This is a genomic window from Acetobacter ghanensis (assembly GCF_001499675.1).
GTDB lineage: Bacteria > Pseudomonadota > Alphaproteobacteria > Acetobacterales > Acetobacteraceae > Acetobacter > Acetobacter ghanensis.
Genome location: NZ_LN609302.1, coordinates 2,413,331 through 2,433,783, shown reverse-complemented (window position 1 = coordinate 2,433,783; position 20,453 = coordinate 2,413,331). Strand labels below are relative to the sequence as shown.

Sequence of the window (20,453 nt, the reverse complement as noted above, 5' to 3'; positions counted from 1 at the left end):
GTATTAGGCTGTTGCCGGTTTATACTGTGCGCCAAATGCGCGTAGCGCCTGTGCAAAGCAGTCAAACGGTGCGCGGGTTTGCCCGGCGCCAATGACCCCGCCCTTTTTGTGGGCAATGGCTGTATCAATAACGGGTGTAATGCTGGTTTGCACAACCTTGCGGATATCTATGCCCGTAGGAGCCCCGATAAAGTTCATGTTGGGGATTTTAAATTCCGCCACCTGCCCAAGCGTAATCAGCTGCATACTCTCCACAACCGATGTGGCACGCGCAAAGGAACCGTTAACAAACTGCTGCAACGCAGGCGCGGCGGCCTGAACATGGCCGCCCAGACCTATGGTTTCCATAATACTGCTATCGCCAATATCGGGCACGGCATCAGCATCGCTCCATTCGGAAGAAAAGAACAGTCCTTCAATCCGGTTGGCGGGGGCCGTAAACCAGTGTTCTCCCAGCCCGCTGACCTTGATGCCAAAGTTAACACCATTGCGGCACATGGCGGAGACCATGGTGCTGTATGGGATCCCTTTTGTTGCATCCGCCATAGCCTTGCCCGCAGCCATGGACAGGCAGAGCGAGAACTGCTCGTTGACCTTGAGGTAGTCCAGAACCTCCTGCAAAAGTGCGGGGTCCGTGCAGGTCTCATAAAGCGGTAGGATCAGGGCGTTTAAAATAACGGTGCTGCCCGCGCTGTTGCGGTTATGGCATTCGTCCCCCATTTCTAGCGCGCGGGCGATCATGGGTTTAACGGGAATACCGCTGGTGCTGCGGATGGCTTTGCCCAGAACCGGCCCCAGCACGGTCTCAAGCCATGTCCAGCGTTTGCGGGCTTCCCGGTTATAATCATCCCGGTTGAGCAGACCGGCGGCAGGGCCTTGGAAAAGTTGTGAATACCCATACCGCTCATGCACGCTGTCATACACCACGGCCATGGGGCTGGAGGCACTGGTAATGCCCGCCATGCCCCCAACGGCTCCGTGTTCATGGCACGGCGCGACAAGGATCTTGCCAGCCATAATCAACTCTTCGGCCTCGGCCTCTGTGGCGGCCAGCCCTTCGTGCAGGGCTGCCTGCACGACGCCCATTTTTTGCGGGCCGCACATATCCTGCCATGCAATGGGCGGACCGGCGTGCAGGATGGTCTGGCGGGTCATGCCCGGCAGAACTTCCAGTGCCGGGCGCACGTCCACCCAGACCGGCTTGGCCGCAACCAGACGGGAGAATGCCTCCTGATTAGCGGCGTCAATGCGTTCGATCAGAGATGTCATGCTGTCTGCCCTCCCAGTTTTTGCCCAAATGCTTTGAGAGCTTTTTCAAAACATCCTATGGGAGCCCGTACTTCCCCCGCGCCAATCAGCCCACCATCCTTGTGGGTTATGGCTGTGTCCAGCAAAGGGAGAATGCCGGTCTGGATAACTTTGCGAATGTCTATGCCAATGGGGCCGGGGGCAAAGTCCATGGCGGGAATACGCACATCCGGGTTGGTTGTGGCGCAGATTTCCTGCATTTCCAGCGTATTGGCAATGGCCTGCTGCACGGAGCCTTGCACATACTGCGTAACGGTAGGGGCCGTGGGTTGGATAAAGCCGCCAAGGCCAACGGTCTCGGTAATGGCGCTGTCGCCCAGGTCGGGGGCAGCGTTGGAATCATTCCATTCCGCGCGGAAAAACAGGCCCGTTACCGGGTTGGCTGGGGCGGTAAACCACTGGTCCCCCAGTCCGCTTACGCGGATGCCAAATTCCACGCCATTTCGCGCCATTGCGGTAACAATGGTGCTGTATTCAATACCTTCGGCTGGCACCAGCATGGCCTTGGCTGCCGCCATAATGGCATGGAGAAGAAAATGCTCAGAATCTACAAGGAATTTTATGGAGCTGCGCACATCTTCCGCTGGCATGTCCAGTGCCACCAGATGGCCGTACATTTCCTTAAGGAACTGGGATGTCGCGGCAATGGAGCGGTTATGGCATTCATCCCCCATTTCCACTGCGCGAGAGATGATGTTGCGGATATCAATGGGGCCAGATGCCTGCAAAGCCTTGCTCAGAACAGGCGCAAAAACCTTGGCCTGCCACGTCAGGTTTTGGAAAACCGTATCATCATAAGCGCCCCATTTCAGCAGGCGCAGCCCACCACCTTCGGAAATACAGCTATAGGCGCGGTTGCCAAAAGTGGTGTTTTCCACAATCAGCATCGGCGTGGAGGCCGAGGTAATGCCTGCACCAGCTCCGACCGAAACATGGTTGTGGCAAGGTGCGGTCAGGATTTCTCCTGCACGGATACGGCGTTCGGCCTCTTCCGGCGTGCTGGCCAGCCCTTCCCACAGGGCTGCGCCAATAATGCCCTGTTTGTGGGGGCCGCACATATCATCCCATGCAATGGCAGGGCCGGAATGCATGATCAGGTTGGGCAGCATACCCGGCACAACCTCCAGCGCGGGAGCTACGTCAACAAGCTGGGGTTTGCCACGCAGGATAATATCCAGCGTTTTTGCATTGGCGTCTTCAATCAGTGTTTTTAGGCTGGACATGGTTTTCTTCCGCAGGGTCAGGGGTGTCAGATCAGGTCGTCAAGCAGGTTCATCAGGTCTTCATCCTGCGTGGCTGGTGGTGTCCACAATACCTGAACAACCTCGACGGACTGCTGCCTGAGAGTTTCGGCAAACAGGTCGATGCCCACGTTCACCACGCATAGGGGCTGCCCGGACAGCAGGGGGTTCTGAGGGTCAGACATTGATTGTCTCCATGTAACGGCCTGCCAGCAGCACGGCCTCTGCATTGTTGCCAGCAACCAGAATATCTGCGTCCCGGAGTTGTGCGGCCTGCTGGTCGTAATTCTGCACATCATTTTTGGTGCCGCAGATGGTTACGATGACGGGCAACTCGCGCCCATCGGCCCGTGCAATCTCGCGGGCCTGCACAAGAGTCTGCGCCAGTTGTGCGGCGGGGTTTTCGTGCGCACCGTACCCAATAACAAGGTCCAGCAGCAGCACGGCGACCTCGGGGTCCTGTGCTTCTTGTAAAATCCGCTGGTTTCTGAGTGTTGGGTCTATCATGGGGTGCGCGCGCCCTTCGGTATAGGCGTCATCCCCCAGATCGATAATTGTATGTTCCTTGCTGCTGAACAGGTCTTTCAGCTCAAAAGCGCCGTGTTCGAGGTTGGAGTAAATGCCCCCCAGTTGTTCGCGCAGCAGGAACAGGGCCTCGTAACAGAGCGTGCCGCCAGCATACAAACCCCGCAGGTAACGCTGGGAGGGGCCGCGGGCTGCCTTGGCATTTTGCACAAACTGGTCTTTTGTAGCGTTCGCCAGTTGCGGCAGTTCGCAGGTCGGGTCAATCAGGCGGCCTGCGGTCAGGGCTGTCTGGGCCAGTGTGCTGGTGAACGTGATGTTACCGTTCTGCCCCGTGCTGTTCTGCCCGACAAAGTTGATGACAACAGGTTTGTCCAATTTGGCGCAAAAGTTGACAATGGTATCTGCAATGTCCGGGCTGGGCGGTTTGGATGTGACAACAATAACGTCTGTTTCCGCATCCTCGGCCAGCATGGCCAGCCCCTGCAACATGGTCAGGCCGCCGATGTCCTGCTGGAGGTCGCGCCCGCCGGTGCCAATGGCCTGACTGACGCCGCAGCCCAGCCAGTCCAGCAGGGAGGAAATTTCCTGCGTGCCGGTGCCAGATGCCGCAACAAGACCAACGCGCCCGCGGCGGACAGCATTGGCAAAGCCCAGTCCGATACCGTTGATTAAGGCCGTGCCGCAATCTGGCCCCATCAACAGGCGGTTTTTTTCTTTTGCCAGTTCCTTGAGCTTGCGTTCATCCGCGCGGCTTACATTATCGCTGAACAAAAAGACGTTCAGATTAAGCTCCAGCGCGCGCTTGACCTCCCGATACGCATAAATTCCGGGGACAGAAATACAGGCCAGATTAATGGCGGGCTGTGTGGCACATGCGGCATCAATAGAGCGGGGGATGAGAGTTTGTTGCCCGCTCTGTACCTTCTGGTTCAAAAAATCCTGAGCCGCAGAAATGGCATTTTCTGCCTCGGCTTCGCTCTCCGCTACCACAGCAATAATCAGATCATCCGGGTTGGCGGCTTTGACTTCGTCCGTCAGCAGGCCGGAGGTATCAAGAATTTTCTTGTTGTTGGCGGTGGCCATCATGGCCATGGCCTCTCTCACGCCGGCTTCCTGCCGAATGGCCTCGGATGCGCGCATCAGACGTACAGAGTCATGATATTCGCGCGGGCGGATGACAATTCTGGATGCCATCAATCAGGTCTCACTTTTCTGGATATCGGTGTCATGGAACAGGGGGTAAGCCCCAATGGCGTCAAACTGGATGCCGCTAACCGTGTTGCGCGCGGCAACAATATTGGCGTTGCAGTGCAGGGGAATGGCCAATGCCTCCTGCATGACAATCTGCTGAACCTGATTGAAGAGCGGAATATATTCTGCCTTGTTCAGGCAGGTTTCCGCGCGGTCAATCAGGCTATCAATCTCCGGGTAATCATCTGGGCCGCGTTTGCTCCACCCGTAGCCGCCCATACCGCTATGGCGTGAATGATAGACAAACCCCAGAAGCTGCGAAGAGCTTGCGTATTTGCCCTGCGGAATCATGTTGTGCAGACCTTGCATCCCGGCCTGAATCCATGCGGGAGGGGAGCAGAGTTCAACGTCAACCGTAATGCCCAGAGGCGCAAGCTGCCGCTTTATGAACGCCCCGAATTCTGGATAGAAGTTGACGGGGAGCGCGTAAAAAACAACATGCAGGGGGATGCCATTGCAATAGCGCTTTCCGTCATCTGCAAGTTTCCATCCCTGTTGTTCCAGAAGTTCGGCGGCCAGATCGGGGTTGTAAGGGTAAAAAGTCTGGACTTCCGGGTTATAACCAAGTGTCGCTTGGGAGACCGGACCATAGGCGCGGCTGAATTCCCCTTTCAACACTTCTGCCACCAGAGCATCGCGGTCTATGGCGTAGCTTAGGGCCTGCCGTACAGCCAGGTTGTTGGTTGGCGCACGTTGGATGTTCAGCATTAAGCTGACGGGAATACCGCGAATGGGCCAGACGGTAACAGTCGTATTGTCCTGCCCGCGCAAGGTGGCAGCATCTTCTGGATTGGCGAAGAAAATAAGATCAACTTCGTTATTTATAAACGCTTCACTGCGTTTTTTATCATCTGGAATAAATTTAAAAACAATTTCGTCCACCACAGGAGCGCCCTTGTTCGCAACAAGGGAGGGAGCCCATGCGTAAGCCGGGTTGCGCCGGATAACCAGACAGTCCCCAGCCACCCAGCGGTCAAAACAGAATGGGCCTGTGCCAACAGGATGACGGATAAAACCCGGACCATTCTCCTGCATGGCTTTAACGGACATTGGCGCCAGCCACGCCTGACTAAGGGCATCGAGGAACAGCGCATAAGGCTGTTCCAGAGTTATTTCGATGCAGTGGTCATGCACAATGCGGCATGTTTGGTAGCTGCCTAACAGGCTGCCTGCGAGTTGAGATTTGTTGGCCGGGTCACGTGCTCGTTCCAGCGAGGCCATAACAGCCTGCGCATTGAACGGAGTGCCATCATGGAACAGCACATCACGACGAAGATGGAACGTGTAGCAACACTGGTCGTCCGAAATACAAAAGCTCTCAGCCAGACCGGGCAGGTAGTCTCCCTCGGCTGTCTTGTGGACCAGTGTATCAAAAACACCATTTGTCATCTGCAAGGCCAGCTCCGCAGCCCCCAGATGTGGGTCGATGTTGGAGGGTTCGTAATGCACCCCTATGCGAAGCTGTTTCAATGGTTTCATTCTCACTAAAGTTCTTAATGTGAACATATGTGCGAATTTGAAACATTTGGCCGTATGATTGCAAGGGGGAATTGTATCGGAGTCAAAACTTTTTGGATGCGCAGGCGTCTAGCGGTGCTGTAACGCCAGACTTAAGACGCCTGAAAACAAGGGAATATGGGGGGAAGCGTTAAACACACCAACTACGGCAAGGCGGCGCTGTTCATGCACGGAGCCCCCTTTGGGGGCTGGCCTTATGCCTGTCGGGAAGGAACGCTATATGGCCCTGACCAGATGTACCCGGTCAGGGAACTAGACTTAAATAAGTGTTGCGCGCAGTTCTTCTGCTGCGGCCTGTATGGCTGGCAGCGCATCGGAAATCAGTTTTTCCGTTGGAACAATACCGCTAAATGTAAAGGTGTTGAAACTGGCCGTAATCTGGCCCCGTGCATTGAGGATGGGTACAGCCAGAGACCGCACGCCAATCTGCATTTCCTGATCAACCACCGCGTAGCCCTGTTTACGAACAAGCTGGAGCTGCTTGCGTAGGGCCGCCATGGTGTTGATGCTCTTTTCAGACATCGGCTCAAGTTTGATTTCCTTGAGCAGGGTGTCCCGGTCCGCTTTGTCCATCATAGCCAGAATACAGCGCCCGGCGGAGGCATAGGCTATGGGGAAGCGACGCCCGATTGTTAATGCGGGGGAGCTGAACTCATCACTGTTGGCGGAGGCGATATGCACAACATCCAACCCATCGCGAATGCCCAGTGCAACAGGGAATCCGGTCTGGTCGCGTATGCGGTCCAGATAATACTGCGCCTTATCCGCCAGAGGAACGGAGGATAGATAGGCGTATCCTAGTTCCATAACCTTGGGGGTGAGCTGAAAAAGGCGGCCATCCTGCACCACAAAACCAAGATGAACCAATGTAAGCAGGTAGCGGCGTGCCCCGGCGCGATCCATGCCGGTTTTTTCCGAAACCTGAGACAGGGTCATACGTGGGTTGGCTCTGTCAAACGCCATGATGATGTTCAGACCATAAGCCAGGGAGCCAACAAGACCTTTAGGTTTTTCGGCTGTTTCCAAACTGGAATTGCTCACAAACGCATCCTGATTCTTAAAATATCGTTACAGAAAGGTTTTGTATATCTCTGCGCGACGTGGGTTTCCATACCTGTTCTGCGGTGCAGGTATGTTGGTTTCTGTGGGGGGTTATAGCGGTTTCTCTGCGGAAGAAAACTAAGCTTCTGGCAGAAAAAACAAAAGTGTGCGGAGTGATCATTTTATGCTCTGGGGCGGTTGTTCCAGAGGCTTAATTTCAAAGCGAAAAGGCATGTCGCGCCAAATTTTGTTGTTATATAAAAACTATTGTGCATTATGTGAACTCTTGGTTCATATCGGAACATCGCGAAAGTAAGGTACAGTCATGAAACTGGTGATAGCACTGGGGGGAAATGCCCTGATGCAACGCGGTGAACCGCTGAGCATGGATACGCAATGGCGCAATGCCCGCGCCGCCGCGCAGTCCCTTGCCCCTGTTGCGCGGGAGCATCAGGTTATTCTGACCCACGGCAATGGCCCGCAGGTTGGCCTGCTGGCCATGCAGTCAGAAGCATTTAAAGGAGCGAAAGGTTATCCTTTCGATATTATGGGTGCTGCGACCGAGGGCATGATCGGCTACATGCTGGAGCAGGAACTGGGCAATATTCTCGGTTATGATGTGCCCATTGCAACCATCCTGACCCGCGTGGAAGTTGATCGGGATGACCCTGAATTTTCGGACCCAAGCAAATTCATAGGTCCCACGTTTGAGCAGGAGCAGGTTGAGGGGCTGACGGCCCAGAACGGCTGGCTGTTTCGGCAGGACGGGCGCAAGTGGCGGCGTGTTATGCCATCCCCCCAGCCCAAGCGGATTCTCTGGCACAGGCCCATTCGCTGGCTGCTGGAAAACGGGGCCGTTGTTATCTGCGCCGGTGGTGGCGGTATTCCCGTAGTGGATACCGGAGACAACAGGATGGAAGGGGTGGAAGCCGTTATAGACAAGGACCGCGCATCCAGCTTGCTGGCCACCCATATTCCGGCTGACCTGTTTATTATCGCGACCGACGTGTCCGGCGTTTACGAGGCGTATGACACGCCAGACCAGCGCCTTTTGCAAAAGGTCACGCCACAGGACCTGATGACGGAAGCTTTCTCCAAGGGATCCATGGGACCCAAGATAGAAGCCGCCGTGAATTTTGTCCGCAAGACGGGCAAATGTGCCGCCATTGGCTCCTTGACCGAAATCAGCCAGATTGTGGAAGGCAAAGCGGGAACGTGGATTGTGCCAGACCAGGCCACTCCCACCCCGGCTTCTGTAGGGGCAAATCCTGCGGCATGATGGAGGTCCGGCCTCAACGTATTGCAGCATTTGCTACACAAGCTCTGGCCGGGCGCCATAAGCAGCCAGTCCGCCTGCTGGCCACGTTTGCACGTCATGTTTATCTGCTGGTGGGGAGGGGGATGTAGGCACCATGCTTATCCTTTCCCCCCCATCTGAGTGTATGACGCCCTATACGCTCATGTTGGCTTCATGGCCGCCGGTCATGGAGGAACATGGCCCCATGTGGTGCGATGGCCAGACGCTGCAACTGGGGGAGTGGAGTATACGGTTGCAGGGTGCCACCACATGGCCTTCCTTTGTGGGGAAGGCGCACGTGTCATGGCAAAATATCCAAACATATGCGCTCCTTTTGCAGGATGTAAAAAAACTGACGCATCAGTCAGACTATCTGGCGGCTGTTGCGGATAACCCCACAAGGCTGGATATGCCGGGTTGGGATGGCACGCAACTGGCTATGGGTTTGATAAGGCAAGACAGGGACAGGATTTTTGCAGGAGCCAGCGCATGTGTTGGTTTGGGGCGCGGCCTGACCCCCGCGGGGGATGACTTTTTATGCGGGGTCATGCTTGCCGCACATCAGGTCTTGCCTATGCCCGATACTGTGTGTGAAAGCATTGTGGATTCGGCAAAGGGGAAAACAACAACGCTTTCCTATGCTTTTCTCGTCTCAGCGGCGCAGGGTCATGTCAGCGAGGACTGGCGAAGCCTGTTGCTGAATGACATGCCAGACCAAAAGCAGGATGTGCGTCTGAGGTTGTTAGGTGCGGTTATCCAGCACGGTTACAGCTCCGGGGCCGATAGTCTGGCCGGGTTTGTATGGGCCTTGCATGTGCTGGGGCACGGGGCCGATGCTATTTGACAGTAAGGAATAAAGAATGACGTTGACCTACGAGCAGGCACAGTGTGCTTTGCAGGCTGCATTATCCAAAGCCACCGAACTGGAAATTGCTGTGTGTGTTGCTGTTTGCGATGCAGGGGGCAGGCTGGTGGCTTTTGCGCGTATGGACCAGTCAAACTGGGCCAGTATTTACGGGTGTCAGGGCAAGGCGCTTACGGCGGCCGCTACACGCTGCCAGAGTGGCGCTATTCCTCCAACCTCAGTTGTGATGAACAGGATTGCAGAGCTTGAAGGCCAGAACATGATTTATGCAAAAGGTGCTGTGCCATTGCTGCGGGACGGCACCTTGCTGGGCGCCGTTGGTGTAGGGGGAGCTAGTGCCGACATGGACGAAGCCTGTGCTCTGGCTGGCGCCGCCGCCTTGGGGTGTGAGGCCTGAACGCAGGCCAAGTTTAGCCGACGCCCGTGGTGCTAATAAAGCGTTGACCATTCTGCCCCTCATCTACCTGCGCATGAATGCGGTAAACCGTGCGCAGGTGGTCTGATGTCAGAACATCCGCAGGTTTGCCGTAGGCCAGAATCTGCCCATTGTGCAAAAGGCAGGCCAGATCACATTGGTTGAGTGCAATATTCAGGTCATGCAGCACAAGAATAGTCACCAAATTACGCTGCGCTGTCTCGCGCTGGAGAAGCGCCATGACGGTCTGCTGGTAATAGGGGTCAAGCGCGCTTAGTGGTTCATCCAGCAGCAGGGCGCGGGGTTTGCGGCCAAGGGCCTGCGCCAGCCCGGCTAACTGGCGTTGTCCGCCAGAGAGTTCGTGCAGGCTTTGTGTGGCAAGGTGGGCTATGCCGACATCGTGCAGGCAGGCCATGGCTGCATCTATGTCTTCGATCGTGCTTGTGCGCCCCTGTTTGCCAGTAGCGTGGCGGGCAGCCAGCATGGCGTCCAGCACACTCAGGCGTACGGGTTCGGGCAGGGCTTGGGGCAGATACAGGCAATGTTGTGCCCGTTGGGCCAGCGGCAAGCTGCTTAGGTCTGTTCCATCCAGCGTTACGCTGCCCGTTGCGCGCAACAGTCCGCCCATAGCGCGCAGCAGAGTGGATTTGCCACTTCCATTAGGGCCAAGGACCGCACAGACCTTGCCATGTGGAAAAGGGCCAGCACTCACATTGTTCAACACAGGTTTGCGGCCGTAATGCACGCTCAGCTTATGGACATGCAGACCTTCGGCTGGAGTGTGGGTCATGCTCCATTTCCCTCACGGCGCAGCACAATGACCAGAAAAAACGGTATGCCCACCAGCGCGGTCACAATGCCGGTGGGCACTACCACGCCCGGCACCAGTATACGTGCCACGAGGGCCGCAACGGAGAGAATGAGCGCGCCGCCCAGCATACTGGCAGGCAGGTAAAAGCGGTGGTCTTCCCCCACAAGGCGGCGGGCAATATGCGGGGCCACCAGCCCGATAAAGCCAATAACGCCCACAAAGGCCACGGCCAGCGCGCACAAAAGACTAATGCGCAGCAGGGAGGCCCGGCGTAGGCGGGGCACATCCACGCCAAGGCTTGCGGCCCGGTCTCCCCCATGCGGAGTGTGGTCAGCGGCCACGCAGCCCCGGAAGGTAGAGGGGGAAAAAATACACGCCAAACGCCCCGGCCAGCAGGCCGAGTGTCTGCCAGGATGCGCGGGTCAGGCTGCCAAGCGTCCAGAAGACAAGGTTTTGCAACGCGTCTTCTGTCGCCACAAACTGCATGAGGGAAACCAGCGCCTGAAAGGAAAAAACAAGCGCAACACCGCATAGAATAACCGTGCCCGTACTGGCCTGACGCAGCCGGATAAGCAGATTAAGAAGCCAGACGGACAGGGCGGAACACACAAAGGCGCACCCCGCAATGAGCCACATATCGGGCACAGGCTGCACGTGCCAGCCCAGTACAATGGCGAGTGACGCTCCAAATGCGCCTGCGGCAGACAGGCCAAGAGTAAACGGGCTAGCCAGCGGGTTGGCCAGAATAGTCTGCATTTCTGCCCCCGCTAGCCCAAGTGCGCCACCCACGCAGGTGGCCATAAGGGCGTAGGGTAGGCGGATCTGCCATACAATCAGGCTTGTCTGCTCATCCACGCCGGAAGGCGTTACGATGGCGCGGAGCAAGGTGGTGGGGGAAAAGGCCGCAGGCCCTATGGCGCAGTCAGCCAGAATGGAGAGGGCAAGAACCACGCCCAGCACGGCCAGTACAACAGTATGGCGGCGCATGGCGGTCTGATAAGCCTGCGTAATGGTTGTAAGGTGGTGGCGCGTCATGTTCGCGCACTATCCCGCCGTATATGGCGCAGGGCAAGGGGGCTTGGCAGTCGATGTGTGGGAAAAGGCACTTAACGTGGGCAGGTCGCGTAAGCTAGGTGCAACGGCTCTGGCTTGACGCCCGCCGCATGAGCAGGCTTTGTACGCGCAATTCTCCAGCAGTGTTGAGTGAGACAGACGGGTTTTGGCACAGACAGTTCCAGCACAGGGCGGTTTACAGCCCGGTTTTGCCCCCTCGCACGGGACAACCCTTGCCTTTACGGTGGATGCGGCTCAGGCGGGGGAGCGGGTGGACAGGTTTTTGTCACTTTGCCCCGGCGCGCCCTCGCGCTCACGCATCAAAGGTCTGATCGAAGGCGGCAACCTGCTGTGCAATGGTGCGGTCATGCGTGAGCCCGCCATGCCGGTCAAACCCGGTATGGTGCTGGTTCTGGACCTGCCCGCTGCGGCCCCTGCCACACCACAGGGCGAAGCCATGGATTTTAACATCCTCTACGAGGATGATGACCTGATTGTGCTGGACAAGCCTGCCGGGCTGGTTGTGCACCCCGCTCCGGGGAACGAGACAGGCACGCTGGTTAACGGCCTGATCGCCCATTGTGGCAGCAGCCTGCAAGGCATTGGGGGGGAACGTAGGCCGGGTATTGTGCACAGGCTGGATAAGGATACATCCGGCGTTATGGTGGTGGCCAAGACGGAGCCAGCGCATCTGGCCCTGTCGGAAGATTTTGCCGCCCGACGGATAGACCGCGCCTATCTGGCGTTCTGCTGGGGCGTGCCAACCCCGGCGGAAGGGGATTACGAAGGCGCTATTGGCCGCGACAAGCGCGACCGTAAGCGCATGGCGTTAACAACCCACGGCGGCAAATGGGCCTTAACCCATTACCGCACACTCAAGGTCTTTAGCGCCTCTGCTGCGCTGGTGGCATGTAAACTGGCAACGGGGCGCACACACCAGATTCGGGTCCATTTTTCGGCCAATGGCCACCCGCTTATGGGGGACCCGCTCTACCTCCGCCGTGTGCCAGCCGCCGCGCGCGGCCTGCCTCCGGCTGCCAAAGCCAGCGGGCTGGACTTCCCCCGGCAGGCGCTCCATGCGGCCCGACTTGGCTTTACGCACCCCAGAACGGGGGAAAAACTGCTGTTCGAAACCCCCATGCCCTCGGATATGCAGGAACTGGAACAGGCTCTGAGCGAATCGTAACGCGTAGGGTGCGGGCTCCGAGTCTGCTGGAAAGAGGACCGCTCCAGTCCCCAAACTGTGGCAGTTTGGCTACCATGCGCACCTGTTTTCTTGACAGGGTGCATTTTTCGGGCGCACCCTCTTGCTTCCATACCGCTCAATTTTCCGTAAAGCGGGAAGGGGCTTTTGGCATCTGTTGCTCATGCCGAGGGCAGAGGCAAAAGGCCGTCATATTTTTCCATCGGGTACTGGAACTCGCCGCTGCACTAGTGGATGCGCCTGTTGACGGAACAGGAACCAAACGCATCCGTGGGAGTTTCCAGCTCAGGAAGGAGTACTCAAGTCATGGCCTCCGTCATTGATGTTGGGCCTGAAGGCAATCTTTCAAGGTACCTTCAGGAAATTCGTAAATATCCTCTACTGACGCCAGAAGAAGAGCTGACCCTCTCGCGCAAATGGCGTGAAAAAGGCGACGTCAAGGCTGCCCACAGGCTGGTTACGTCGCACCTGCGACTGGTGGCCAAAATTGCCATGGGCTACCGTGGTTATGGCCTGCCAATTAACGAACTGATCAGCGAAGGCAACGTGGGTATGATGCAGGCCGTGCGCCGCTTTGACCCCGAAAAAGGCTTCCGGCTGGCCACATACGCCATGTGGTGGATTCGGGCCGCTATTCAGGAATACATTCTGCATAGCTGGTCCTTGGTCAAAATGGGCACAACCGCTGCTCAGAAAAAACTGTTCTTCAACCTGCGGCGCCTCAAAGGCCAGATGCAGGCCATTGAGGACGGGGACCTGAAGCCAGAACAGGTTAACAAGATTGCCACAACCCTTGGCGTGTCCGAGCAGGATGTGGTGGATATGAACCGCCGCATGGCCGCGCCAGACCATAGCCTGAACGCCCCCCTCAAGGCCGATCAGGAAAATGAGTGGCAGGACCGGCTGGTGGATGACCACGTTAATCAGGAAGAAGTTTACGCTGAAAATGAGGAAATGTCGGGCCGCAAGGCGCTACTGGCCACCGCGCTGGAAGCCCTGAATGACCGCGAACGCCGCATTTTTACCGAACGCCGCCTGAAGGACGACCCTGCAACGCTGGAAGAACTGGCGCATGACTACGGCATCTCCCGCGAGCGGGTGCGCCAGATTGAAGTGCGTGCGTTTGAAAAAGTGCAGGAAGCGATGAAGAAGGAAGTCGCGGCCCGCCGCAATGCGACTTTGGGGGAATAACCTTCCCCCAATCTGCAAGGTTCCGCCTCTGGCGTAAGCCGGAGGACACCGTCAGGCGTGGGCGACATCCTGCACAAAAAACGTGGCGTCCGTGCGTCCATTCCAGCTTTCTGCCCGCAGGTAGCCTGCCAGATGGACGGGGGGGCGTGTAGTGTCTTCCAGAATTTGAGCCAGTGGGTTGCCGTCTGCCTTGAACAGCAGCGCCTTTAGTCTTGTGCCATTGCTGGCTCTGACCAGCACCCGCAGGGTATTGCTGTCCCGCCCTATGCGGTCCGTGCGCACAATATGGACGTTGGGCAGGGCAATAAGGGGTTCGGGGTTGCCTGCGCCAAACGGGGCAAGGGCGGCCATGTCGGTCGCCAGTTCGGCCGTGGCACCTGTAACAGCTACAACCGCATCTATCGTCAGGTCCACAGTATCTGGCAGGGTGGCGGCCTGAGGCAGGCGTGCGTTGAGGAAGGCGTGAAAATCCGCCAGTTTATCCGCTTCGAGCGAGAACCCGGCCGCCATGGCGTGCCCGCCACCAGTTTTGAGAATATTGGCCTGACGGGCGGCAATAATGACCGTGCCAAGATCCAGCCCAACAACAGAGCGGCCAGAGCCTTTTATGCTGCCGTCCTCCTGCTGTGCGCCAACAAGAGCGGGGCGGTTAAAGCGCTCCTTTATGCGGCCCGCCACAATACCGACAACGCCGGGGTGCCAGTCCTTGCCTGCCAGCAGAATAACGCCGTGCCCTGCGGCTTTCTGCTCCGCTGCCTGCTCCATGGCGCGTTCCAGAATATCGGACTCCACATCCTGCCTGCGGCGGTTAACCGCATCCAGCCGTTCGGCCATCTGGCGCGCTTCGTGCGGGTCCGGGCAGCGCAGCAGGCGCAGGCCAAGAGCGGCCTCGGCAATGCGCCCCCCGGCATTAATGCGCGGCCCCAGTGCAAACCCGCAGGAAAAAGCATCGGGGGCTTTGGTCACGCCAGCAATTTCCAGCAGGGCGGCAACACCTACCCGCTGGCGGCCCGCCATGATTTTAAGCCCTTCCGAAACAAACAGGCGGTTAACCCCCTGTAGCGGCATAACGTCACACACAGTGGCCAAGGCCACCAGATCCAGCAGGTGGCGTAGGTCGGGTTCGGGCTGATTGCCGTTGAAAAAACCATTCTGGCGCAGGGTGCGCCGTGTAGCGACAGTGGCCAGAAAGCTAAGAGCTGCCGCGCAGATATGACCAAGGCCAGAGGAGCAGTCCGGGCGGTTGGGGTTAACCGTGGCCAGAATGTCTGGCAGCACATCTTCCGACTTGTGGTGGTCAAGCACCACCACATCGGCCTTGCCTGCCAACTGGTTAAGAATGGCGGCGGAGGCCGTGCCACAATCCACGCAGATCAGCAGTGTGGCCCCTTGCGCTACCAGATTATCCAGTGCGGGCAGATTGGGGCCATACCCTTCGGTCATCCGGTCGGGAATGTGGGTGAGAACGGAACAGCCAAGCTGTTCAAAAAAAGCCGCCAGAACCGCGCTGGCACAGGCTCCGTCCACATCGTAGTCGCCAAAAATGCCAATGGTCTCACCCGCCTGCACGGCTTGGGCCATGCGCGCGGCGGCCTTGTCCATATCTGTCAGGCTGGACGGGTCGGGGAGAAGGGCGCGCAGGGTAGGGGCCAGAAAATGGGGCGCATGTTCTGGCGCAACACCGCGCATGGCCAGCAGACGCCCCACAATTTCGGGGATGCCAAGCTGCTGGGCCAGTGCGGCCCCAAGCCGGTTGGTGGTGGGGTTATCTGCTCCCTCCCGCCATGACCAGCGCCGACCATTTACGCTGCATTCCACATTGAGCACAGCGGGCGTGGCAGTTGGGTCCGGCGCCGGCGCGCCATCTGGTGTGGTGGTTGGGAGCATGAGGTTAAGGAACGCCCGTTATTGTGGCGTCCATGTTTTGGTTTTGAAGTTGTGGTGCCCCTCAATAAAGCGGGACGTACCGGACTTGGAGCGCATGACTAGCGAGTGGGTGACGGCCTGATGCGGATACTGCCGCACACCACGCAGCAATGCGCCAGTCGTGACCCCCGTGGCGGAGAACAGCACGGAACCTGCCGCCATATCGTGCAGGTCCAGCTTGCGGTCCGGGTTTTTGCCGGGGTTCATTTTTTGGGCACGGGCGCGCTGGGTGTCATCCTCAAACAGCAGGCGGCCCTGCATCTGCCCTTCCACGCAGCGTACGGCGGCGGCCGTCAGCACGCCTTCTGGCGCACCGCCGGAGCCTACGTAAATATCCACTTGGCTGCTTTCCAGGCAGGCGGCAATGCCACCGGCAACGTCGCCATCGCTCAGCAGGCGCACACGGGCACCGGCAGCACGGGCGCGGGTAATCATTTCTTCATGCCGTTCACGGTCGAGCGTGCAAAGCAGCAGGTCCTGCACGCTTTTGCCTTTGGCTTTGGCAAGGTTCTTCAGGTTGGTTTCAATCGTGTTTTCAAGGTCCACAACGCCTTCGGGCAGGTTGGGGCCAACCACAATCTTGTCCATATACACGTCGGGGGCGTGCAGGAAGTTGCCGCGTTCGGCCAGTGCGACCACCGTAATGGCGTTTGGCATGTCCTTGGCGCACAGGTTGGTGCCTTCCAGCGGGTCTACGGCAATATCCATGGCCGGGCCGCCGGAGCCCACTTTCTCGCCAATATAGAGCATGGGCGCTTCGTCCATTTCGCCCTCCCCAATAACCACGGTGCCATCAATGGCCACGGTGTCAAAGGCAATGCGCATGGCTTCCACCGCAGCACCATCTGCGTCGTTCTTGCGGCCACGGCCCGTCCAGCGGGCAGAGGCAAGGGCCGCTGCTTCGGTTACGCGTACCAGCTCGAGAGCCAGATTGCGGTCAGAAACAACGAAAGGAGAAGGGCCAATGGAATCAGACATGAGAAAGCGGGATCCTTAATTACACAATCGGTCGGTCAGGGCGGGGCTGGCTGGTTGAATCAGGCAGCCTCAATCCGGATCACGACTGTGGAGTCTGTCACAACATTCAGGGCGTCAATCCGGGTGACAGCGTCCTGCATAGCCGCCTCAGATGTCTGATGTGTGACCAGAACAAGGGGAACATAAGGCGTGCTCTCATTTTCTGCCGGATGCTGGAGCATGCTGCGTAGGGATACGCCGCAATCACGCAGTATGGCAGTAATGTCGGCAATAACGCCGGGGCGGTCTTCCACCATCAGGCGCAGATAAAACGCGCCTTGCCCGCTGGATATGGGGCAGGCCCGTAGTGCGGGCAGGGTGCTGGTCTGTACGCCCCACACGGCAATGGTGTGCCCACGGGCAATATCCACCAAATCGGCCGTCACAGCGCTGGCCGTGGGGCCTGCACCAGCCCCGCGCCCTTCGATCATGATTCGGCCAACAAACTCGCCTTCGGCCACAACGGCGTTGAACACGCCATCCACCTGCGCAAGGGGGGCGTGTTGGGGCACAAGGCAGGGCGTTACGCGCGCCTGCAACCCGGCGTCGGTCATGCTGGCAAGCCCCAGCAGTTTGATCCGGTAGCCAAGGGCACGAGCAAAGGTCTGGTCCACTGCGCCAATGCGGCGGATGCCTTCAACATGCACGCTGTCAAATGCAACCGGCTGGCCAAAGGCAAGCCCTGCCAGAATGGTCAGCTTGTGCGCTGCATCCAGCCCGTCCACATCGGTGGAGGGGTCGGCTTCAGCGTAGCCGAGGTCCTGCGCATCCTTGAGCACTGTTGCAAAGTCCTTGCCCGTCTCGCGCATGACAGTGAGGATGTAATTGCAGGTGCCGTTAAGAATACCGCCCACGCGCAGCAGGCGGTCCGCTGCCAGCCCTTCACGCACGGTTTTAATGGCGGGAATACCGCCAGCCACAGCGGCCTCAAACAGGAGCGGGGCGTTGTTGTCTGCACTCAGGCGGGCAAGGTCGGTGCCATGCAGGGCCAGCAGCGCCTTGTTGGCGGTTACGACTGGTTTGCCAGCTTTAAGGGCGGCTTCCACCAGTGTGCGGGCTGTGCCTTCTGCCCCGCCAATCAGTTCCACCACCACGTCTACATCGGGGTCGGTTACCAGATCGGCAGCGTTGTCATACCAGCGCAGGCCGGACACATCCACGCCGCGGTCGCGCGTGCGGTCACGCGCGCTTACGGCCACAACCTCCAGCGGGCGGCCCGCCCGTGCGCTCAGCAGGTCCGCGTTGGCCCGCAGCAGTTTGATAACGCCCGCGCCAACCGTGCCGAGCCCGGCAATGCCAAGACGAAGAGGGGAAGAAGAGGAACAGGATGTCACGGTGCAACAGACTCCGGTTTTTGGGCTGGGTTGGAGGAGGGAGGGGCCTTGACGCCATGCGCCGCCATAAAGCCTTTGATGGAGCGCAGCGCCTGCCGCAGGCGGTGCGTGTTTTCAACCAGCCCGATGCGGACGTGGTCATCGCCGTATTCGCCAAAGCCAAGGCCGGGGGCCACGGCAACGCCGGCTTCCTCCAGCAGAAGTTTGGAAAAGGCAACGCTCCCCATCTCGCGGAAAGGTTCGGGAATAGGGGCCCATGCAAACATGGACCCTTCGGGGGAGGGGACGTCCCACCCGGCGGAATGTAGGCCCTTGATCAGCACATCGCGCCGTTCCTTGTACAGGTTGCGCAGGTCGGCCACGCAGTCCTGCGGTCCGTTCAGAGCGGTAACAGCCGCAACCTGAATGGGGGTGAAGGCCCCGTAATCGAGGTAGGATTTGATGCGCGTCAAGGCGGCAATCAGCCGTTCGTTCCCCGCGGCAAAGCCCACGCGCCAGCCCGCCATGGAATAGGTTTTGGACAGGGAGGTAAACTCCACCGCGATGTCCTTGGCTCCCGGCACGGCCAGAATGGACGGGGGCACCAGATCGCCAAAATAGATTTCGGCATAGGCAAGGTCGGAGAGAATCCAGATTTCCTCACGCCGGGCAAAGGCGACCAGTTCCTTGTAAAAATCCAGATCAGCCAGATACGCCGTGGGGTTGGAGGGGAAGTTGACAATCAGCGCCGTGGGTTTGGGCACGGAGTGGCGCACCGCACGTTCCAGCGCACGCAGCATGTCCTCGTTCGGGGTGGCGGGAATGGAGCGCACGGACGCGCCCGCAATAATGAACCCGAACTGGTGAATGGGGTAGGACGGGTTGGGCACCAGAATGGTGTCCCCCGGGCTGGTAATGGCGGAGGCAAGGTTGGCCAGCCCTTCCTTGGAACCAAGGGTGACAATGACCTCGCTATCCGGGTTGAGCTTGACGTTAAAGCGCCGGTCATAATACCCCGCCACGGCCTTGCGCAGGCCGGGAATGCCACGGCTGACGGAGTAACGGTGCGAGCGCGGGTCGTTCACCGTTTCAATCAGCTTGTTCACAATATGGGGCGGGGTGGGCGTATCCGGGTTGCCCATGCCGAGGTCAATAATATCCTCGCCCCGTGCGCGCGCTGCTGCCTTGGCCTGATTGACAGAAGCAAACACGTATGGCGGCAGGCGGCGGATGCGATGGAACTCTTCGGTCATGGACTTTGGGTGCTCTGAAAAGGAAAGGGGCATGGCCCCTGTTGGATTAAAGGAGTGAGCATAGTAATCGCCAAAACGGAACAGGCAACTCCTCTGGATGCAAAACCGTTACGCAGGCTCATTTTTACCCCGGCAATTAGGCTGCCTGCCTGCTCAAGGCGGCGTGACCACCTTGGCCCCTGTTCCAAACGCATCGCCCCTTACGGTAATGGCGCTGGCTGGTACGCCCCGTGCTGTCAGTTCCGTGGCAAGGCGTTGGGCGCGCAACAGGCCAAGACGCACGGCGTAGGACTGGTCTTGCGCGCTTAGGGATGCGGCATCACCAAACCCGCGTATGGTCAGCGGGCCTTTCGGCCATTTTTGTATGATCTTGTCCAGTGCGGGTTCCTGCCCGCTGGAAAGCTGGTCAGACTGGGGCACAAAGTGGAAGGCCGTGCCTTTGATGTCCGTCAGGTCATAATTGGGCCGGGGAGCATCCGCGAGGTGCGCATCCGTTGGGACATCAAAACCGGGAAAGCTGGGGGCTGTTGGCGGAGCCTCCGGGATTTGAGGAATGTCCTGCGGGGGTGTCTCGGGGATGGCTGCCTTTTCGTGGAATTCGGGCATGGCCACTTCGGCTTCTTCCGCCGGGGTGGGGGCTACGGCTCCATTCTGGTCGGCGAACAGGGGTGGTGTTGCACTGCGCAGGGTGTTGCGCACGGGTTGGGGCGCGGTATCCGCCGCATCCATAACTGCGCCATTGGCCCCATCGGGTATCGCTTGTTGTGTGGTGGCGGTCTTGCCGGATGATCCCGGTGGTGGGGGGATATCAGGGATCATCGTGCCATTGGCGGCCACGGTCCGGTAGGTCAGGTTGCGGTTGCGGGTGAGCTGTTCGCTCAGCAGTGCACGGGCCTCGGGGGAGGGGACCTCTGGTGCCTGTGTGGGGGTCAGCCCTACGCTGGGGTAGGGGTCATAACGGCCCGGCGGCGGGGGGCGCTGCTCGGCAATGGCGCCACCTTTCATGCTCCGCATCCAGTCCAGAGTGGTGTCCACGGCATCGCGGTGCTGGCAGCCCGCTACCAGCCCACCGGAGGCCAGAAGCGCGGCCATGCTGGCAGCCTGTACAAAGCGGGCAGGCCGGGTGGCGGTTTTCCGGCTGGTCGGCTTCTGCTCCAGGGGGGGCTGCTGCATGGCGGGGTGGATACTCCAAAAACCTGACATAAATTGTGCCGCACCTTACCC

General features: G+C 58.7%; 19 protein-coding genes. 5 read left to right on the top strand and 14 right to left on the bottom strand.

Going from position 1 to position 20,453, the window contains the following annotated elements:
- Positions 1-3 precede the first annotated feature (3 nt).
- From AGA_RS11335 to AGA_RS11315, 6 genes are all read right to left on the bottom strand, one after another.
- Complete coding sequence (locus AGA_RS11335) at positions 4-1,269, bottom strand: YlbE family protein (RefSeq protein WP_059024384.1); 1,266 nt, start codon at positions 1,267-1,269, stop codon at positions 4-6.
- A complete protein-coding gene (locus tag AGA_RS11330; RefSeq protein ID WP_059024383.1) occupies positions 1,266-2,531 on the bottom strand; it encodes a YlbE family protein in 1,266 nt (421 codons plus the stop codon). Before AGA_RS11330 ends, AGA_RS11335 begins: the two co-directional genes overlap by 4 nt.
- Positions 2,532-2,557: 26 nt before the next feature.
- Positions 2,558-2,734, bottom strand: coding sequence for a hypothetical protein (locus tag AGA_RS13865; protein WP_172793741.1), 177 nt, complete (start codon positions 2,732-2,734; stop codon positions 2,558-2,560).
- Entirely contained in the window at positions 2,727-4,268 is a 1,542-nt protein-coding gene (gene fdrA / locus AGA_RS11325) for an acyl-CoA synthetase FdrA (protein WP_059024382.1), read from the bottom strand. Before fdrA ends, AGA_RS13865 begins: the two co-directional genes overlap by 8 nt.
- Positions 4,269-4,271: 3 nt before the next feature.
- The gene (locus tag AGA_RS11320) at positions 4,272-5,804 is read right to left on the bottom strand and encodes an ABC transporter substrate-binding protein (RefSeq protein ID WP_197556478.1); all 1,533 of its coding nucleotides are present in this window, start codon (positions 5,802-5,804) and stop codon (positions 4,272-4,274) included.
- 297 nt (positions 5,805-6,101) lie between these two features.
- The gene (locus AGA_RS11315; protein WP_059024381.1) at positions 6,102-6,884 is read right to left on the bottom strand and encodes an IclR family transcriptional regulator domain-containing protein; all 783 of its coding nucleotides are present in this window, start codon (positions 6,882-6,884) and stop codon (positions 6,102-6,104) included.
- 325 nt (positions 6,885-7,209) lie between these two features.
- Between AGA_RS11315 and arcC the strand changes: the two genes are divergently transcribed.
- From arcC to AGA_RS11300, 3 genes are all read left to right on the top strand, one after another.
- Positions 7,210-8,163, top strand: a complete 954-nt coding sequence (gene arcC / locus AGA_RS11310; protein ID WP_059024380.1) for a carbamate kinase — start codon at positions 7,210-7,212, stop codon at positions 8,161-8,163.
- A 133-nt stretch (positions 8,164-8,296) separates the two neighbouring features.
- Positions 8,297-9,025 (top strand): DUF2877 domain-containing protein, encoded by a 729-nt coding sequence (locus tag AGA_RS11305; protein ID WP_083503630.1) that lies wholly within the window; start codon positions 8,297-8,299, stop codon positions 9,023-9,025.
- Between the two features lie 16 nt (positions 9,026-9,041).
- Positions 9,042-9,443, top strand: coding sequence for a GlcG/HbpS family heme-binding protein (locus AGA_RS11300; RefSeq protein ID WP_059024378.1), 402 nt, complete (start codon positions 9,042-9,044; stop codon positions 9,441-9,443).
- Positions 9,444-9,456: 13 nt separating this feature from the next.
- On the opposite strand, the gene AGA_RS11295 is transcribed toward AGA_RS11300, so the two are convergent.
- From AGA_RS11295 to AGA_RS14335, 3 genes are read right to left on the bottom strand one after another with little or no spacing between them, the layout of a single operon-like run.
- On the bottom strand, positions 9,457-10,251 hold the full coding sequence (locus tag AGA_RS11295; protein ID WP_059024377.1) for an ABC transporter ATP-binding protein: 795 nt from the start codon (positions 10,249-10,251) through the stop codon (positions 9,457-9,459).
- Positions 10,248-10,613 carry a FecCD family ABC transporter permease gene (locus tag AGA_RS14340; protein WP_269448044.1) on the bottom strand — a complete coding sequence of 122 codons (366 nt, stop codon included), beginning with the start codon at positions 10,611-10,613 and terminating at the stop codon, positions 10,248-10,250. Before AGA_RS14340 ends, AGA_RS11295 begins: the two co-directional genes overlap by 4 nt.
- Positions 10,603-11,307, bottom strand: coding sequence for a FecCD family ABC transporter permease (locus tag AGA_RS14335; protein WP_269448043.1), 705 nt, complete (start codon positions 11,305-11,307; stop codon positions 10,603-10,605). Before AGA_RS14335 ends, AGA_RS14340 begins: the two co-directional genes overlap by 11 nt.
- 262 nt (positions 11,308-11,569) lie before the next feature.
- Between AGA_RS14335 and AGA_RS11285 the strand changes: the two genes are divergently transcribed.
- Together AGA_RS11285 and rpoH are read left to right on the top strand one after the other, a co-directional pair.
- Positions 11,570-12,511, top strand: a complete 942-nt coding sequence (locus AGA_RS11285) for an RluA family pseudouridine synthase (protein WP_059024848.1) — start codon at positions 11,570-11,572, stop codon at positions 12,509-12,511.
- Positions 12,512-12,835: 324 nt separating this feature from the next.
- The gene (rpoH, locus tag AGA_RS11280) at positions 12,836-13,720 is read left to right on the top strand and encodes an RNA polymerase sigma factor RpoH (RefSeq protein WP_059024376.1); all 885 of its coding nucleotides are present in this window, start codon (positions 12,836-12,838) and stop codon (positions 13,718-13,720) included.
- A gap of 51 nt (positions 13,721-13,771) precedes the next feature.
- On the opposite strand, the gene recJ is transcribed toward rpoH, so the two are convergent.
- The 5 genes from recJ to AGA_RS11255 form a co-directional block, all read right to left on the bottom strand.
- On the bottom strand, positions 13,772-15,607 hold the full coding sequence (gene recJ / locus AGA_RS11275) for a single-stranded-DNA-specific exonuclease RecJ (protein WP_059024375.1): 1,836 nt from the start codon (positions 15,605-15,607) through the stop codon (positions 13,772-13,774).
- An 18-nt stretch (positions 15,608-15,625) separates the two neighbouring features.
- Positions 15,626-16,624 carry a class II fructose-bisphosphatase gene (gene glpX, locus AGA_RS11270; RefSeq protein ID WP_059024374.1) on the bottom strand — a complete coding sequence of 333 codons (999 nt, stop codon included), beginning with the start codon at positions 16,622-16,624 and terminating at the stop codon, positions 15,626-15,628.
- Between the two features lie 59 nt (positions 16,625-16,683).
- Entirely contained in the window at positions 16,684-17,997 is a 1,314-nt protein-coding gene (locus AGA_RS11265) for a homoserine dehydrogenase (protein ID WP_059024373.1), read from the bottom strand.
- Positions 17,994-19,229, bottom strand: a complete 1,236-nt coding sequence (locus tag AGA_RS11260) for an LL-diaminopimelate aminotransferase (protein WP_059024847.1) — start codon at positions 19,227-19,229, stop codon at positions 17,994-17,996. Before AGA_RS11260 ends, AGA_RS11265 begins: the two co-directional genes overlap by 4 nt.
- 153 nt (positions 19,230-19,382) lie before the next feature.
- On the bottom strand, positions 19,383-20,402 hold the full coding sequence (locus AGA_RS11255) for an OmpA family protein (protein ID WP_231945794.1): 1,020 nt from the start codon (positions 20,400-20,402) through the stop codon (positions 19,383-19,385).
- Between the last annotated feature and the right edge of the window lie 51 nt (positions 20,403-20,453).

Bases quoted from the DNA above. Each gene is read 5' to 3' on its own strand.
- AGA_RS11255 (WP_231945794.1), bottom strand. From the start codon at position 20,402: ATGCAGCAGCCCCCCCTGGAGCAGAAGCCGACCAGCCGGAAAACCGCC.
- AGA_RS13865 (WP_172793741.1), bottom strand. From the start codon at position 2,734: ATGTCTGACCCTCAGAACCCCCTGCTGTCCGGGCAGCCCCTATGCGTG.
- AGA_RS11260 (WP_059024847.1), bottom strand. From the start codon at position 19,229: ATGACCGAAGAGTTCCATCGCATCCGCCGCCTGCCGCCATACGTGTTT.
- recJ (WP_059024375.1), bottom strand. From the start codon at position 15,607: ATGCTCCCAACCACCACACCAGATGGCGCGCCGGCGCCGGACCCAACT.
- AGA_RS11300 (WP_059024378.1), top strand. From the start codon at position 9,042: ATGACGTTGACCTACGAGCAGGCACAGTGTGCTTTGCAGGCTGCATTA.
- AGA_RS11335 (WP_059024384.1), bottom strand. From the start codon at position 1,269: ATGACATCTCTGATCGAACGCATTGACGCCGCTAATCAGGAGGCATTC.
- glpX (WP_059024374.1), bottom strand. From the start codon at position 16,624: ATGTCTGATTCCATTGGCCCTTCTCCTTTCGTTGTTTCTGACCGCAAT.
- AGA_RS11305 (WP_083503630.1), top strand. From the start codon at position 8,297: ATGCTTATCCTTTCCCCCCCATCTGAGTGTATGACGCCCTATACGCTC.
- AGA_RS11295 (WP_059024377.1), bottom strand. From the start codon at position 10,251: ATGACCCACACTCCAGCCGAAGGTCTGCATGTCCATAAGCTGAGCGTG.
- AGA_RS14335 (WP_269448043.1), bottom strand. From the start codon at position 11,307: ATGACGCGCCACCACCTTACAACCATTACGCAGGCTTATCAGACCGCC.
- AGA_RS11330 (WP_059024383.1), bottom strand. From the start codon at position 2,531: ATGTCCAGCCTAAAAACACTGATTGAAGACGCCAATGCAAAAACGCTG.
- arcC (WP_059024380.1), top strand. From the start codon at position 7,210: ATGAAACTGGTGATAGCACTGGGGGGAAATGCCCTGATGCAACGCGGT.
- AGA_RS11320 (WP_197556478.1), bottom strand. From the start codon at position 5,804: ATGAAACCATTGAAACAGCTTCGCATAGGGGTGCATTACGAACCCTCC.
- fdrA (WP_059024382.1), bottom strand. From the start codon at position 4,268: ATGGCATCCAGAATTGTCATCCGCCCGCGCGAATATCATGACTCTGTA.
- rpoH (WP_059024376.1), top strand. From the start codon at position 12,836: ATGGCCTCCGTCATTGATGTTGGGCCTGAAGGCAATCTTTCAAGGTAC.